13 protein-coding genes are annotated in these 14,222 nt (G+C 68.8%); 4 read left to right on the top strand and 9 right to left on the bottom strand.

From position 1 onward, the window contains the following. Both epsV and epsU read left to right on the top strand, forming a co-directional pair. A partial coding sequence (epsV, locus tag D7V97_RS27425; protein WP_120613591.1) for a PCP family exopolysaccharide biosynthesis protein EpsV occupies window positions 1-1,466 on the top strand: 1,466 nt, incomplete at its 5' end. Between the two features lie 49 nt (window positions 1,467-1,515). Further along, window positions 1,516-2,727 carry an exopolysaccharide biosynthesis GT2 family glycosyltransferase EpsU gene (gene epsU, locus D7V97_RS27420; RefSeq protein WP_120613590.1) on the top strand — a complete coding sequence of 404 codons (1,212 nt, stop codon included), beginning with the start codon at window positions 1,516-1,518 and terminating at the stop codon, window positions 2,725-2,727. Between the two features lie 66 nt (window positions 2,728-2,793). On the opposite strand, the gene D7V97_RS27415 is transcribed toward epsU, so the two are convergent. The 3 genes from D7V97_RS27415 to epsH are packed head-to-tail and all read right to left on the bottom strand — an operon-like array spanning window position 2,794 to window position 5,083. Further along, a complete protein-coding gene (locus D7V97_RS27415; protein WP_199728957.1) occupies window positions 2,794-3,267 on the bottom strand; it encodes a MerR family transcriptional regulator in 474 nt (157 codons plus the stop codon). A gap of 10 nt (window positions 3,268-3,277) precedes the next feature. After that, the gene (locus tag D7V97_RS27410) at window positions 3,278-3,718 is read right to left on the bottom strand and encodes a hypothetical protein (protein ID WP_120613593.1); all 441 of its coding nucleotides are present in this window, start codon (window positions 3,716-3,718) and stop codon (window positions 3,278-3,280) included. A 57-nt stretch (window positions 3,719-3,775) separates the two neighbouring features. Continuing rightward, window positions 3,776-5,083 (bottom strand): exopolysaccharide biosynthesis glycosyltransferase EpsH, encoded by a 1,308-nt coding sequence (gene epsH, locus D7V97_RS27405; RefSeq protein ID WP_120613589.1) that lies wholly within the window; start codon window positions 5,081-5,083, stop codon window positions 3,776-3,778. A 58-nt stretch (window positions 5,084-5,141) separates the two neighbouring features. On the opposite strand from epsH, the gene wzy reads away from it, so the two are divergent. Further along, a complete protein-coding gene (gene wzy / locus D7V97_RS27400) occupies window positions 5,142-6,710 on the top strand; it encodes an exopolysaccharide repeat unit polymerase (protein WP_120613588.1) in 1,569 nt (522 codons plus the stop codon). 7 nt (window positions 6,711-6,717) lie between these two features. Here wzy and D7V97_RS27395 read toward each other — a convergent pair whose 3' ends face one another. The 5 genes from D7V97_RS27395 to D7V97_RS27375 all read right to left on the bottom strand — a co-directional run bounded on the left by D7V97_RS27395 (window position 6,718) and on the right by D7V97_RS27375 (window position 11,799). Further along, complete coding sequence (locus D7V97_RS27395; RefSeq protein WP_233583259.1) at window positions 6,718-7,071, bottom strand: hypothetical protein; 354 nt, start codon at window positions 7,069-7,071, stop codon at window positions 6,718-6,720. Window positions 7,072-7,173: 102 nt separating this feature from the next. Then, on the bottom strand, window positions 7,174-7,812 hold the full coding sequence (locus D7V97_RS27390) for a hypothetical protein (RefSeq protein ID WP_120613587.1): 639 nt from the start codon (window positions 7,810-7,812) through the stop codon (window positions 7,174-7,176). A 119-nt stretch (window positions 7,813-7,931) separates the two neighbouring features. Further along, window positions 7,932-9,500, bottom strand: coding sequence for a DUF6119 family protein (locus D7V97_RS27385; RefSeq protein WP_120613586.1), 1,569 nt, complete (start codon window positions 9,498-9,500; stop codon window positions 7,932-7,934). Between the two features lie 97 nt (window positions 9,501-9,597). Further along, window positions 9,598-10,146 carry an RNA polymerase sigma factor gene (locus D7V97_RS27380; RefSeq protein ID WP_120613585.1) on the bottom strand — a complete coding sequence of 183 codons (549 nt, stop codon included), beginning with the start codon at window positions 10,144-10,146 and terminating at the stop codon, window positions 9,598-9,600. A 312-nt stretch (window positions 10,147-10,458) separates the two neighbouring features. After that, complete coding sequence (locus D7V97_RS27375) at window positions 10,459-11,799, bottom strand: hypothetical protein (protein WP_120613584.1); 1,341 nt, start codon at window positions 11,797-11,799, stop codon at window positions 10,459-10,461. Between the two features lie 315 nt (window positions 11,800-12,114). On the opposite strand from D7V97_RS27375, the gene D7V97_RS27370 reads away from it, so the two are divergent. Further along, window positions 12,115-12,807, top strand: a complete 693-nt coding sequence (locus D7V97_RS27370; protein WP_120613583.1) for a hypothetical protein — start codon at window positions 12,115-12,117, stop codon at window positions 12,805-12,807. Here D7V97_RS27370 and epsE read toward each other — a convergent pair whose 3' ends face one another. Continuing rightward, entirely contained in the window at window positions 12,808-14,034 is a 1,227-nt protein-coding gene (epsE, locus tag D7V97_RS27365) for an exopolysaccharide biosynthesis GT4 family glycosyltransferase EpsE (RefSeq protein WP_120613582.1), read from the bottom strand. Between the last annotated feature and the right edge of the window lie 188 nt (window positions 14,035-14,222).

Genomic DNA, 14,222 nt, shown 5'->3' with positions numbered 1-14,222 from the left:
CCGCCCCGCCCCCGTCGTACGTCCCCGAGCGCGAGGAGACGAACGCGCCGGCGGACCTCATCGACTGGGGCTTCCTCTTCGACGGGCTGGGTTTCGTGCGCCGGGCGATCTTCCGGCACTGGTTCCTGGGGCTGTGCATCATCGCGGTGATGAGCGGCCTGGGCTCCGTGGCGGCGAAGCTGATGCCGCGCAAGTACCACGTCGAGACGCGGATGCTGACGTACCGCAACCTCATCATCTCCTCGCTGGTGAACCCGGGGCGCTCCATCCCCATGGAAGCGGATCAACCCACGCGCGCCGCGTGGGAGATGGTGCTCAGCCGGGGCAACCTCAAGTCCGTCATCAAGAACGCGAAGCTCATCGAGTACTGGGACCACATGCGCTCGCCGTTGAGCCGCATGAAGGAGCAGTACCTGAAGAAGGCGCCGCCGCCCATGTCCGACGAGGACAAGGAGGAGGCGCTCATCGCCATGCTGGAGACGAGCCTCAACGTGATGGCGGAGGGTGGCTCCGGCACGGTGACCATCGGCGTGGACTGGAGCGACCCGCAGCTGGCCTTCAACATCGTGGAGTCCGCGTCGCAGAACTTCCTCGACATGCGCCACGACTCGGAGATGAGCGCCATCACCGAGGCCGTCAACATCCTGAAGATGCAGGTGGAGAACGAGGCGGGGAACATCAAGCAGGCCATCAACGACCTGGAGCGCGCGGTGAAGCAGGCGGAGGCGCGCCGCAAGAAGAAGGAAGCGGACCCCAAGGCGGCCAGCGCGCGGCAGGCGCTCGTGCAGACGGACCACGCGCTCGCGCAGCTGAAGTTCCTGGTGCAGGCGAAGCGCCGGGCCATCCGCGACGTGGAGGAGTTCCGAAGCCGCAGGCTCGCGGAGCTGCGCGCGCAGCTCACCGAGCAGCGCGTCGTCTTCTCACCGCAGCACCCCGTCATCGTGGACCTGGAGCAGCGCGTGGCCGCGATGCAGCAGGACACGCCGCAGCTCATCGGGTTGCGCGCGGAGGAGCAGTCGCTCATCCAGGAGTACCTGCGCATGGGCGGCACGGACGTGGACTCCGCCACGGAGGGCACGAGCCTGGCGCTGGGCGGCACGCCGATGGCGGGCGCGCTGCTGGGCACGCCGGATGATCCGGAGGTGGCGGTGGCGTCGGACCGGCTGCGCATGGTGGTGATGCGGCACCAGGAGAAGATCCGCCGGCTGGACCTGGCGCAGACGGAGCTGGAGATTTCGAAGGCGTCCATGAAGCACCGCTACAGCGTGCTGATGCCGGCGCTCTTCCCGGAGAAGCCGTCCAAGCCGAACCCGAAGCTCATCGCCATCGCGGGCGTGGTGGGCGGGGTGGCGCTGGCGGTGTTCGCGGCGGTGGCGCTGGACATCCTGCGCCGCCGGGTGCTGGAGCGCTGGCAGGTGGAGCGGCTGTTGAAGTTGCCGGTGCTGGCGGAGCTGGAACGGCGCTGAAGGTTCAAGCGTGCACTGCCCCCAAGGCAGCGCGCGCGGGGGTGACACTGTGACGGTCTGGACCTGGGTGGACGTGGCGCTGTGTGTGGGGCTCTTGCCGGTGGCGGGAGGCTGCGGCTATCTGCTGCTGCTCACGCTCCTGTCCGGACGCAAGGCGGCGCCGGTGCCGCCGTCGCCCGCGGTGCGGAAGTTCGACGTGGTGATCCCCTCGCACAACGAGGAGCTCGGCATCGCCCGGACGGTGGCGAACCTGTCCGCGGTGGACTACCCCGCGCACCTGCGGCGCATCATCGTCGTGGCGGACAACTGTTCGGACGCGACGGCGGAGAAGGCGCGCGAGGCGGGTGCCACGGTGCTGGAGCGCCAGGACGCGGAGAAGCGCGGCAAGGGCTACGCGCTGGCGCACGCCTTCGAGCGCAGCCAGAAGGACGGCTTCGCGGACGCGGTGGTGGTGGTGGACGCGGACACGGTGGTGACGCCGAACCTGCTGCACGCGTTCTCCCGCCGGCTGGAGGACGGGGCGCACGCGGCGCAGGCGCACTACGGGGTGATGAACCCCACGGCGTCGTGGCGCACGCGGCTGATGACCATCGCGCTGGGGATGTTCCACCGGGTGCGCTCCATGGGGCGCGAGCGGATGGGGGTGTCCTGCGGCCTGCGCGGCAACGGCATGTGCTTCACGCACGAGGTGCTGAAGCAGGTGCCGCACGACGCGTTCAGCGTGGTGGAGGACCTGGAGTACGGCATCCGCCTGGCGCGCAAGGGGCACCGCGTGCACTACGCCTGGGAGGCGGAGGTGCTGGGGGAGATGGTGACGGCGGAGAAGCAGAGCCGTTCGCAGCGTCAGCGCTGGGAGGGCGGGCGCGCGCAGATGCGCAAGCTGCACGGCTGGCCGCTGCTCAGCGACGCGCTGAAGCAGAAGAGCGGGCTCTTGTTCGACCTGTCCATGGACGTGCTGGTGCCGCCCCTGAGCCAGCTGGTGCTGGCGACGGTGGCGGGCTCGGTGCTGGCGGCCGGGGTGGTGTGGCTGTCGGGCGGCACGGCGGTGGCGGCCTCGACGCTGTCGGCGTTCGGGCTCACGTCGCTGGCGCTGTACGTGCTGCGCGGCTGGTGGGTGTCCGGCGTGGGCGCGCGCGGCCTGCTGGACCTGGCGTGGGCGCCCATCTACGTGGTGTGGAAGGTGTGGCTGATGGTGCGAGGCCCCGGCGCGGAGAAGCGCGGCGAGTGGGTGCGCACCACGCGCGAGGCGGAGCGGCGGTAGCGGAGCTTCGCGGCGGTCGCGCGGTGTGCCCGCGCGGAGGCGCTTCGAGCCGCACCCGCGTGGGAGTCAGGTGCCGACGGCGGTGGAGCGTCGGCGCGGGCTTCGCGGGGAGGCGGGTGCTGAAGCGCGGGGCTTGCGTGCGGCCACCGGCCCCGCAGCCCCGAGTGACGCCTGGATGGGACACACGGTGTCCGGCGCGCAGAACCCTTCGACCATCAGGGTGGTGATGGCGCGGCGCATGCGGCGCAGGTCGTCGATGCGTGCGTCGATGGCCTGCACCTTCGCTTCAGCGAAGCGCGCCACCTCGCGGGTGGGGGTGCCCCGCAGGTCGGACATGGCGAGCACCGCGGAGACCTCCCGCAGGGAGAAGCCCAGCTCCTGCACGCGGCGGATGAAGCGCACGCGGATGGCGGCGTCCGGGCCGTACAGGCGCTGACCGCTCTCACTCCGCTCCAGGGGCACGAGCAGCTTGCGCCGCTCGTAGAAGCGCAGCGTGGACAGCTTCACGCCCGCGGCCTGCGCGAGGGCACCAATCCTCAAGGGCGCTGCTTCAACGGACCGTCGCAGGGATGCCACCACGCCACCTCCTGGCGCCCAGGATGGCACCGCCCTGCGCGAACATCCACGCCAGCTCCAGGACGAGGAACCCGACGAGCGCCTGCGTCGCACCCTGCGCGAGCGCCACCATCATCCACGTGGAGAACAGCGCCCGGCCCACGGTGTCGATGGCGCCATGGAACGCCGTGGGCCGCAGGATCCGCACCACGGACCACAGCGTCACGATGGTGCCGAACAGCGTGACGAAGAACAGGTGCGTGGGCGTGAACGCGGGAAGGGGATCACCGCCCAGCGACAGCGCGCGGTGCACCTGGCGAACGCCCGCGAGCGCCACGTTCGCCGTCCACGGTGTGGCGAAGGGGACGGTGACGACGAGGTCATACAGCGCACTGGCCAGGACGACGCGACGGACCACGGAGGAGTCAGGGTTCATGTCCAAAACCCTAACCCCTGCACCTTGGTGCAGAGGCAAGCCCCCTGCACGCGAACCTCAGTCCGCCAGCGGCATCCCGAAGTCCGGCTGGCCACGCTCGCCGGACACCCAGCGGTAGACCTCCAGGACCTGCTCCGCCTTCGCGCGCCAGGTGAAGTGCTTCTGGATGCGCGCCCGCGCGCGCTCCCCCATGGGGCCAATCACGGACGGATCCGCCACCAGCTTCTCCAGCACCCCGCGCACGCGCAGCACGATTTCGTCCGGCGTGCCCATGGGGATGGCGAAGCCCGTGGACGGGCTCACGATCTCACCCGGACCGCCGTAGTCCATCACGATGGGCACCAGCCCCAGCGCCATCGCCTCCGCCACCACCGCGCCGCCGAACTCGCGCACGCTCGGGAAGCCGAAGATGTGGTTCTTCGCCAGCCGCCCCTGCAGCTCCTGATGCTTCACCCAGCCGGCGAACGTCACCCCGTTCTCCAGCCCGCCCTTCGCCACCTGCGCGCGCAGGTTCTGCATCTCCGCGCCGTCGCCGATGAGCTCCACCACCACCTTGCCCTCGCGCACCAGCGGCGCCGCCGCGTCGATGAGCATCGCCATGCCCTTGTACGGCACGAAGCGCCCCACGAACGCCACCCGCAGCGGCAGCCCCGTGGGCGCCTCCGCCTTCGACGCGCCGAAGCGCCGCACGTCGATGGCGTTCTCCGGGATGTAGACCGTCTTGTCCTGGTACTCCGCCGCCAGCTGCGAGCGCGTCGCCCGCGAGCCCATCATCAGCGCCGCCGCGTGCTTGCGCGTCGACTTGTAGAAGGGCATCAGCTTGTAGACGTCCCGGATGTAGCTCAGCCACTCGCGCTCGCGCACGCGCGCGTCCCCGAAGCCCTTGGGCCACGGCAGGCCGCCGTTCATGGGCCCCATCACGAAGGGCACCCCGGCCTCCGCGCACCGCGCCGCGAGCGTGCTGGGCGTCGTGGGGCTGATGGGCGTGTAGCGGTGCACCACGTCGAATTCCTTCGCGCGGATGCGGTCCCCGAAGCGCCGCCAGAGCAGCTCCTCGAAGTAGTAGTACGGCAGCACGCTCAGCGCCGTGGCCGTCGTCCAGCCCACGCCCGCGCGGCCTCGCAGCACCTCGCCCACCTTCTCCAGCGGGCGCTCCACCGGCGTGGAGTCCAGCGCCGTGAAGTCCTTCCCCTCCACCAGCCCCTGCTTGAGGATGTTCTCGCGGTTTCGCACCTGCGTGACGAGGTGCACGTCCGCCACCTCGGCCAGCGCCCGGGCCAGGGACCAGCCTTCCAGGGGAACGCTCACCCAGTCGGGGTTGCACAGCTCAGCAATCAGGAGGACACGGGGTCGGGAGCCAGCCATACGGCTTCCGCATCTATCCCAACCCGGGCCCGGGATATAGCCTCCCCCGCACCGTCCGATGACCTCCGCACCCTCCCGCGCCGCCTGGCTCCAGTACATCGTGATGATCGCCGGGCTGGGGCTCGTCACCGTGGGCGCCGCCGCGGTGGGTGACGGCAACCCCGTCGTCACGCTGGCCCCCGTGCTGGCCCTCACCGTGGGTTGGGTCATCTGGAAGGTGCCGCTGCGCTACCTGGCGCTCACGGTGCTCTACCTGGTGCTCGCGGTGGACTACACGCCCGAGCGTCCCCAGTCGATGTTCTGGCCCTCGCCCCTGTTCCCGCTGGGCAAGCTGCTGTTCACCCAACTCCATGAGTTGGTGGGCATTGGTGCGCTGCGCTTCCCGCTCATCGACGGGCTCATCATCGGGTCCATTGGCATTGGCATCTACCGGCGGGCCACGAAGTCGAAGATTGACCCGCCCGTGGTCCCCATCCCCCGGCCGCTGGCGGTGGTGCTGGCCATTTCGTTCTTCTCCATCATGTGGATGGAGGTGTGGGGAGTCGTCCGGGGCGGGGACGTGAAGAACTCGCTGTGGCAGTGGCACCAGGCCGCCGTGCTGCCGCTGGTGGCGATGATGTACCACTACAGCCTGCGCGGGCCGGAGGACTGGCCGGTGGTGGCGCGCACCGTCATCCTGGCGGCGCTCACCAAGTCCGCGGTGAGCACGTACTTCGCGCTCGTCATCATTCCGGCGCAGGGGTTGGAGGTCGAGTACACGACCTGCCACTCGGACTCGATGACGTTCATCTTCGCCATCACGGTGTGCATCGCGCGGTGGCTGGAGCGGCCGAAGTCCGGCCACGCCATCCGGGGCCTCATCATCATCGTGCTGGTGTTCATCGGGATGTTCTTCAACGACCGGCGGCTTGCGTACGTGAGCCTCGTGGGCGGGCTCGCGGCGGCGTACTTCTTCAACCCGTGGACGCCGCTGAAGAAGTTCATCACGCGGGCGGCCCTCGCGTGTTCGCCGCTGATCATCGTGTACTTCCTGGTGGGGTGGAACTCGAGCAGCGGCGTGTTCAAGCCGGTGGCGACCTTCCGCTCCATCATCGAGGGCCAGCACGCGGAAGGAGAGCTGGACTACCGCGACATCGAGAACCTCAACCTCATCGCGACGTGGAACACCAACCCGGTGTTCGGCACGGGCTACGGGCACGAGTTCCTGGAGCCCTACCCGCTGCCCAACATCGCGTTCGTGTTCCCGACGTATCGCTTCCACCCGCACAACTCGCTGTTGGGCCTGTTGGCGTTTGGCGGGTGGTTCGGGTTCACGGGCGTGTGGATGTATCTGGTGGTGACGGTGTACCTGGCGGCGCGCTCGTACCACCGGGCCTATTCGGCGGAGCACCGCACCGCGTGTCTGGTCATCGTGGGGGTGGTCGCGTCGTACCTGAACCAGGTGTTCGGAGACATGGGCATCATCTCGTACATCTGCACGTTCCAGGTCGCCGTGATGTCCGCGCTCGCGGGCAAGCTGGCCATGGTCACCGGAGCGTGGCCCTGGCCCCAGCGGGAACAGGTGCTGGGATTGACCCGCGCCCCGGAACCGCAGCCCGTGGACGTGGACTCGGGCCAGGTGGCGTGACGGCGGGTCAGCGCTGGACCGCGAGGATGCGCCACTGGCGCACGTCGATGGCGTAGGTGACGCTCGCGTCCATCACGGGCCCGTCCGAATCACAGGCGTGGTCCCTGGGAGCAAAGTGCACGAGCAACACGCCTTCGGACGCCGGGGACGTCCACACGTCGAAGGAGTCACGCCGGTAGAGGCAAAGCTCGTCCGGGGTGGCGTCCTTGTGCGGTTGGAGATCCAGGGGACGGAAGTCGTCCATCGCCAGTTGGGTCGCGACCGCCACGGTGGCGGGGGTCAGCATCCGCCCCTTGGCGGGGAGGTCCAACGGGAACTGGAAGCGGGCCGCCTCTTCCGGCGGAGCGTAGACGGGCCGCACGGGCCTACGAAAAAGCACGCAGGCGGGAAGAGTCAGCGCAAGCAACAGCAACAGACCCTGCTTCATCCGCCCATGCTGAAACACAGAACGCTCGCGCCCCATCTAGTCCTCCTCCACGGGCGTGACGAAGCCCATGTCCTTGTCGGCTTCATGGATGTACCCGATGAGCTTCCACGCCTTGTCCTGGCGAAGATAGACCTCTCCCGGGCGGCGCTCCCCTAGGTAGGGGATCAGCTTCGTCAGGGTGCACCTTGAATCGAACTGGAGGCGAAGGGACCAGCGTTGGGTCTTGGCCCAGCGGTCCTCCCGGGACATCTCCGAGGGGAACCAGGGATGGCTGTGGAAGTCGGCCAGGATGGAAGGTCTTCCCCGCTCATCCCGGACGCTGCTGGGGATCTGGCAGCTCTTGCGGCGCAGGTCCGTCCCCACCAGCTTCGTCTGCCCGAGGGGTGAAGGCCAACTGGCGTAGTACTCCCCGGTGCCCAGGGAGTAGAGGACTCCGCAGTACTCCTGGCCGTAGTCCTTCGCCTGAGCACGGTCCAACGCCATGACCGCCGGGCAGAGCTGGTCGATGACCTCATCGACGTTCGAGGAAGGCCGCACGGCGGGCCACGGCCCCTTCACCCAGACCGCGCGTCCCTGACGTCCGAAGCGGACTTCGCTGCCGCGCTGCCAGTAGGACGTGCCGGCACACCCCAGCAGCAACGTCACCCCGACAGTCCAGCTCCACCGCTTGCGCATCCCACCCCGCCTCTCCCGCGAGGGAGGTCCATGGGCAAGTAACACGGCCACTCAAAAACGAGAATTAAAAGTAAAACATGAACGATGCCGACGCAGGCCCCGTACCAGGGTCGAACGATTCAGGCCTCGCGGCCCTCACGCTCGATTCGGCAGAGCGCGACCTCGAAGCCTGCCAACCGGACAGTCCTCGCGTGCTGGAGGAGGTTGACGACGCTGAAGAAGAACAGCGTGTCCGCCAGGTGCCCAGGCTTGGAGGTGGCAATCGCGTAGACAACCCACAGGGGCCCCTCCACATGGTCGAAGGCACGCGCGTTTCCGTAGAAGCCGTGGAAGTGATCCTTGACCCGGTCGGCGTGCGTGCTCTCCAGTTTGAACACCGTGGCGGAGACGCTCCCCTGGCCGAACAAATGGCTCAACGTGGCGGAGTCCTTCATGTCCTTGACGTGGATGAACTCACGGTCAGGGCTCAGCAGGTCGCACACCTCCAGCTTCCCCGTGGAGCCATCGGGATGGAACGGCTTCGCGTCCAACACGAGCCAGTTCTTATGGTTCCCCACATGCTCGTTGTAGTCCCCTTCCCTCTTGAAGGCGTTGCTCCACGTTGGCAGTTGGAGCCGTGACGTGACGTCCGGCAGCGCCCGCACCTGCTCCCGCACCTTGGTGATGTAGTCCGTATCAACCCGAAACCACTGCCCCAGGGACAGCACGTAGGTCGCACCGTCGTGGTCGACCTGCGCCACCAGATACAGGTGCAGGGTGTCCTTCGACGTCAACTGGAAGCCTTCGGAGTTGTACCCGCGCACCCAGATCTTCTCGGGGGCAATCGACACGTTCGGATGAGCGTCCAGGAAGGCGTAGACCCGTTCAATATCGAGGTCTTCGGACTCCTTCTGGCCATGCCCCTGAGACAGCTTCCAGGTCGAGATGTCCTCATCGGGCATCTCCGGGAACGCGACGGCGATCCACTCGTGCGACCGCGCCGTGAGCATCCCAACCAGCTTCGCCTCCAGCTTGGGAAGGAGCGGATCCTTCGGCTTGAGGGGTCGGAGGTGGTCGATGAAGCCGAAGCGCTTCTTGTACTGACGCTTGCGATACTGTTTGAAGAACGTCCGGCAGTGCTCGCCCAGTTCCAGGACGGAGCACTTCATGGCGACCTTCAACGAATCCGCGCCCACCATCTTCTTGGTCAATGTCGTGGACAGGGGGCGCCCACTGACCTTCCGGATCCAGTCCAACTCCGTGCTGATGTCGAAGTCACTGACGCCGCGCCCGACATTGAGATGGGTCCGACGCTGACGGCTGACGCGGTCCACCCGTCGCGTGTCCACCATGTCCAATGCGTCGGGATCCACCTCGTTGAGGGTGACCTTCAGCCCGAAGTCCGGTTCGATGAGGGAGCGCTCGATGGCGCTGAGGCCGTACCCGAAGGTGAGCGCGAAGATGCGCTTGTCCACCTTCAGGAACAAGACGAAGGAGTTGGACTGGTTCTGGAGTCGGAGCCCTCCCACATCGAACGCCGTCCCCAACCAGGATGCCCACTTGGGCGGAGTCGGCCTGTTGGCCTGGACCCAGGCGACGCATGGGAAGGGGAGCGTCTCTTCAGGCTTCAGCTCGCGGAAGCCCTCCCGGAGCTGGAGCTGATCAAGTTCGGAGACGACGTCGCGCAGCAGGTACACCGTCAGATTCATGGGGAGGCCTACCGGTGGTTCCTCAAGGTGAGGAAGCCGGAGTCAACCCAAGGTCTTGGATGCGAACCATTCCCCGGAAGGGGTATGACCCGCGGATTCAGGCCCCGCCACCCATGGACAGCCGGCGCTCCTCCGCGATGGGCAGCAGCCGCTGGCGCAATTGCTCACGCACCTGGTGGAGCCACCAGCCCACCGTTCCGGTGGAGCGCCCCACCTGGGCCCCGATGCTCACGTAGGAGCGGCCCTGGGCTCGCAGGTGGAACACCTCCCGCTGCTGCGGCGGCAGGCCGTTCACCGCCTCCATCAGGTCCTTCTCCTGGATGAACGTCCAGAGCTCGCCGCCCTCCTGCTCGTCCGGATCATCGCTCAGCACCGTCACCCAGCCGGCGTTCACCGCCTTGCGCTGCTCCGCGCGGTGGTGCCGCAACAGGCTGATGGCCCGCGTGTTGATGACCCGCCCCGTCCATGCACGGAACGCCTCCGGCCCCTGCCGGTGCAGCCGCTCCCGCCACGCCTCGTCCAGCGCGTGCTGCACCAGGTCCTCTGCGTCCGCCGTGTTCCCCAGGATTCGCCGGGCGTGCTTCAAGAGCCCTGAACGAAACTGGATGACCATGAGTGCGAACTGCTGCGCTTCTTCGTCAGCCATGGAGTGCCCCCCGAGCGGCGTCCGTGCACCCCCATGATGGCAAAACTTTCCAAGCGGGACAGAGCCTAATTACCCGGATTCACCTGGAGTGTCTGGAAAAACCAACACACATCGGGATTTCCACCCCGGCTGTCGCGATTGCATCCAGTGGCTGCCTTTTCGCTGTCCATCCGCCTTGTGGGCAGCGTGATTTGAAACAGGAAATGGAGGGAGATGACAGGCAGTCACCAGCGGGGGCGTGTTTCAGTGACGTCAGCCCCGGGGGGCAATTGACCGGGCCCGGCGGAACGGTGCCGCCGGGCCGGTCCAGGCTCACAGACAGTTCTGCGCGTAGAGGGGGCTGCTGCAGATGGCGTCGTAGACGGACGCGTTGCAGGTGTCCGGGCCCGGGATGACGTTGCAGAGGGTGCCCATGGCGTAGGTGCCGCAGTTGAACTGGATTCGCTGGCCGTAGCGGTAGAGGACCCCCACCGGGACGATGTAGCTGGAGCCGTTGACCAGACAGATGTCCTGCGTGCCCAGCAGGTCCACCGTGTAGATCTCATTGGGGTTGAAGCTGCGGCACTCCACCGTGCAGCTGGAGAGGACCGGCGGTGGCAGGAAGCCATACATGAACGTGGTGGGCTGGCCGGTGAGCGCACCGAAGGTCCCGACCGGCGCTCCCGTGGCGGCCAGCGGGCTGCCCGTGCCGTTCCAGTTGCCCTGCCCCAACGAGTAGGTCCCCACGCCCACGGTGGCCAGGGCGTTGAGCGCGGCGTTCTGGCTGGCCGCGGCGCCGTAGTACGTGCGGAAGGAGCGCACGCTGCCCGGCGCGAGCGCGCCCAGCTGGAAGTCGAAGTGCGCGCCCAGGTCTCCGGGCCCCAGGTCGGTGAACGTCGGCGTCCCGGTGGGCAGCGCGCCGTGGGCGGCCAGCGGATCCAACGGGTCAAAGCCGTTGCTGTCCACGCGCAGCACGGACGGGGCCGTGGCGCCCGCGAGCGTGACGTACTCGGAGAAGGTGTTGGGCGCGACGTCGTAGTCGATGGCGCGCGTGTAGCGCAGGTCGTTCACCGGCACGGTGCCGATGTTCTCGATGAGGACATCCACCTGGTAGAGCAGCGCCGTCGCGGGCGACGGGACGTACCGGTGGGTGACGCGGAACGTGTTGCCCACGCGCACCACCGACGTCGCCGTCGTCGTGGTCGCGTTGAAGCTCTCCACGGTGACGTTGCCCGCGCCACAGCCCGCGGAGGTGAAGCCGGTGATGTTCAGGTCGGCGCTCGCCACGCCCCAGCCCTCGCAGGGCGTTCCAGGTGCGGCGGCCTCCGTGTTGTTGGGCACGAAGCGCAGGCCCACCGCGGTCGTGCCGTTGGTGCCTCCGGACACGACGCTGGTGGCGCAGGGCACGGTGAGGTGCCCCGCGCTCGCCACGCCCAGCTGCACCGTCCCGTTGCTGATGACGCCGGGACACGAGGGCGGCGGGGGCGGCGGGATATAGGCGGCCGCTGCGTCCGACTCGGCGTGCTGGAGGCCTTCCAGGTTGCGCGGGTGGATGGGCGTGCCGGTCTTTTCCAGCGGGGGGACGGGCTCGCCCGCGAGGCTCGCGCCGCTCCAGGCGAGGGTCCCCGCCAGCACGGCCAGCATCCGTTGGCGGGAGTTGAAGGACAGACGCATCGGGGCTCCAGGGGTGGGGTGACACGGCGGGACACGCCGGAGCCCGGAGCAGTGCAGCGCGGATGCCAGCGACACCGTCCCCCGCGTTCCCGCGAGCGCTCCCTCCACGAGCCCCTCCGCGGTAGCGGCGGGCGTCACGGCACGCGCCGGATTGTGACCGTGGGCGCTACAGCGACCGCGACTCCGCGTCCGGGACGGCGCTCCCTGCTCCCTGCTCTCAGCCCGGGCGACCGGGCCGCTCAAGGAAACCCGCGCCTCCCTCCCGGCGCCCTCCTAGAGTGGACGGGTCTGCGAGGCAGGAAGGCGGTTCAGGTGATGGCGGAACAACGGCGTCCGGAGTCGGCCGTGCGCGACGTGCTTCCCTACCGGAAGCCGAAGCTCGGGCGGGACTACTGGATCAAGGACAACGTGCTGCCCAACGCGCTGGAGGTCTACGAGCGCAACCTGGCCCGCGAGGACTGGACGCTCGGCGCTCCGTGGCGGCCTGAAATCTGGCCCGGGATCCGCGCCCCGAACGCGCTCACCCCCGCGGAGCTCGCGCCGGTGGAGCAGTGGATCCGCGAACAGACCGGCGTGCGCGGCCTCAAGCAGGAGGCCCCCACGCAGGGCGCGCTGTCCCACAACCACGTGCAGCTCGTGGGCGAGGCCGAGTCCACCGCCAAGCCGCACGTGGACTCGCTGGTGCTGTGTGACTTCGCGGGCGTCATCTACCTGCACCCGAAGCCCCCGGTGAAGCACGTGGGCACGTCCTTCTTCCGCCTGCGCCTGCCGGGCGGAGGCCTGGGCGGCAACACCTGCCCTCCCGGCTGCGTCAACCTCACGCAGGCCTTCGGCGTGACGAAGCTTCCGGCGAACGCGTGGGTGCAGGACGTGGAGGTGGAGAACGTCTTCAACCGCCTCATCGTCTACCGCGCGGACTTCGTGCACTCGGCGACCGCGTACTTCGGCAAGGGCGACAAGCGGAACAAGCGCGCCACCGCGCTCTTCTTCTGGAAGGCCGTGCGCTGACTACGACGGCGACGCGCCCAGCATCTGCGCGAGCATGTCCGCGCTGCGCTCGCTGCTGAACTGGCGCTCCACCTTGCGCCGGCCCGCCTCGCCCAGCCGCACCGCTTCGGCCGGGTCGCGCGCCAGCTTCTCCAGCTTCTCCGCCAGCTCGACGGGGGCCTGCGGCTGCACGAGCACGCCGTCCACGCCGTCGTCCACCAGCTCCTTCACGCCGCCCGCGCCCGTCACCACCACCGGCACGCGCATCGCCATGGCCTCCATGATGGCCACGCCCAGCGGCTCCTGGAGGCTCGCGAGCGCGAAGAGGTGCGAGCGCTGGATGCCGTCCTTCACCACGTCCTCGCTCACCGCGCCCAGCAGCGTCACCGCGTCCTGCAGGCCGTCCTTCGCGAGCTTCGCCTCCAGCACCTTGCGGTACGTCGTGCCGCCCGCCTCGTCCTCGCCCGCGATGGACAGCCGCGCGTCGATGCCCTTCTTGCGCAGCATCCCCACCGCGTCGATGAGATCCGCGTGCCCCTTGCACGGGTTCAGCCGGCCGCACGCGAACAGCCGCAGCGGGCCCTCGCCGGACCACGGCTCGTAGGGCACCGTGCGCTGGAAGCGCGACAGCTCCACGCCCATGGGCGCGAGCTCGATGCGCTCCGGCAGGCTCCCCGCCAGCTCCTGGTTCACTTCACCCAGGAGCTTCTTCGTGATGACGAAGGCGAACTTCGAGTGCCGCCACTTCTCCCGCTGGTTCGGCCCGTAGTCATCCAGCGGCCCGTGCAGCGTCATGCTGTACGTGAGCCCCGACAGCAGGTGCGCGAACATGGCCACGTGCGCGGCGTTGGCGCAGGAGTGCACGTGCACGTGCGTCCAGCCGCGCTCGCGCGCCAGCGACGCCAGCCGGCCGCCCATCACCGCGAACGCCAGCAGCTGCGCGCGGCCCTTGGCATCCAGCCCCTCCGCCCTCGCGATGGACGCCAGACACCGCGCCCAGCCGGTGGGCATGGCCCGGGCCACCTCCAGCGCGGCCATGGCCACGCCCCACGGCCCCGGCGGCGCCAGGTACTCCGTGCGCGCCATGGCCTCGCGGGCCCAGCTGTGGCTGATGATGCGCGCGGGCGGCGGGCGGGTGGACACCAGCTCCGGTGAGACGCCCTTCCCCGGCAACGCCTGCAGCTCGCGCCAGAAGAAGATGTGGGTCTGCCCGGGGAACTCGGGAATCAGGTAGCCGATCTTCTGCACGCGCTTTCCATAACACGCCCCTCCCCGCGCCCACACGGCGGCCGGGCAACCCTCGCGGGGTGTCAGGCATGACAGCAGACCCTGGGCGCGCTCCTTCGCCTGCCTGCCCAGCCGGGTCATTGGGCCGTGCCGCCTCCATGCGTTATACCGTCCGCGCCCGCCATGTCCGCCGACCCGAGCCCCCCGCC

The organism is Corallococcus sp. CA053C (genome assembly GCF_003611675.1).
GTDB lineage: Bacteria > Myxococcota > Myxococcia > Myxococcales > Myxococcaceae > Corallococcus.
Note: the sequence above shows the minus strand (reverse complement) of the source record. Positions and strands in the feature narration are given on the sequence as shown.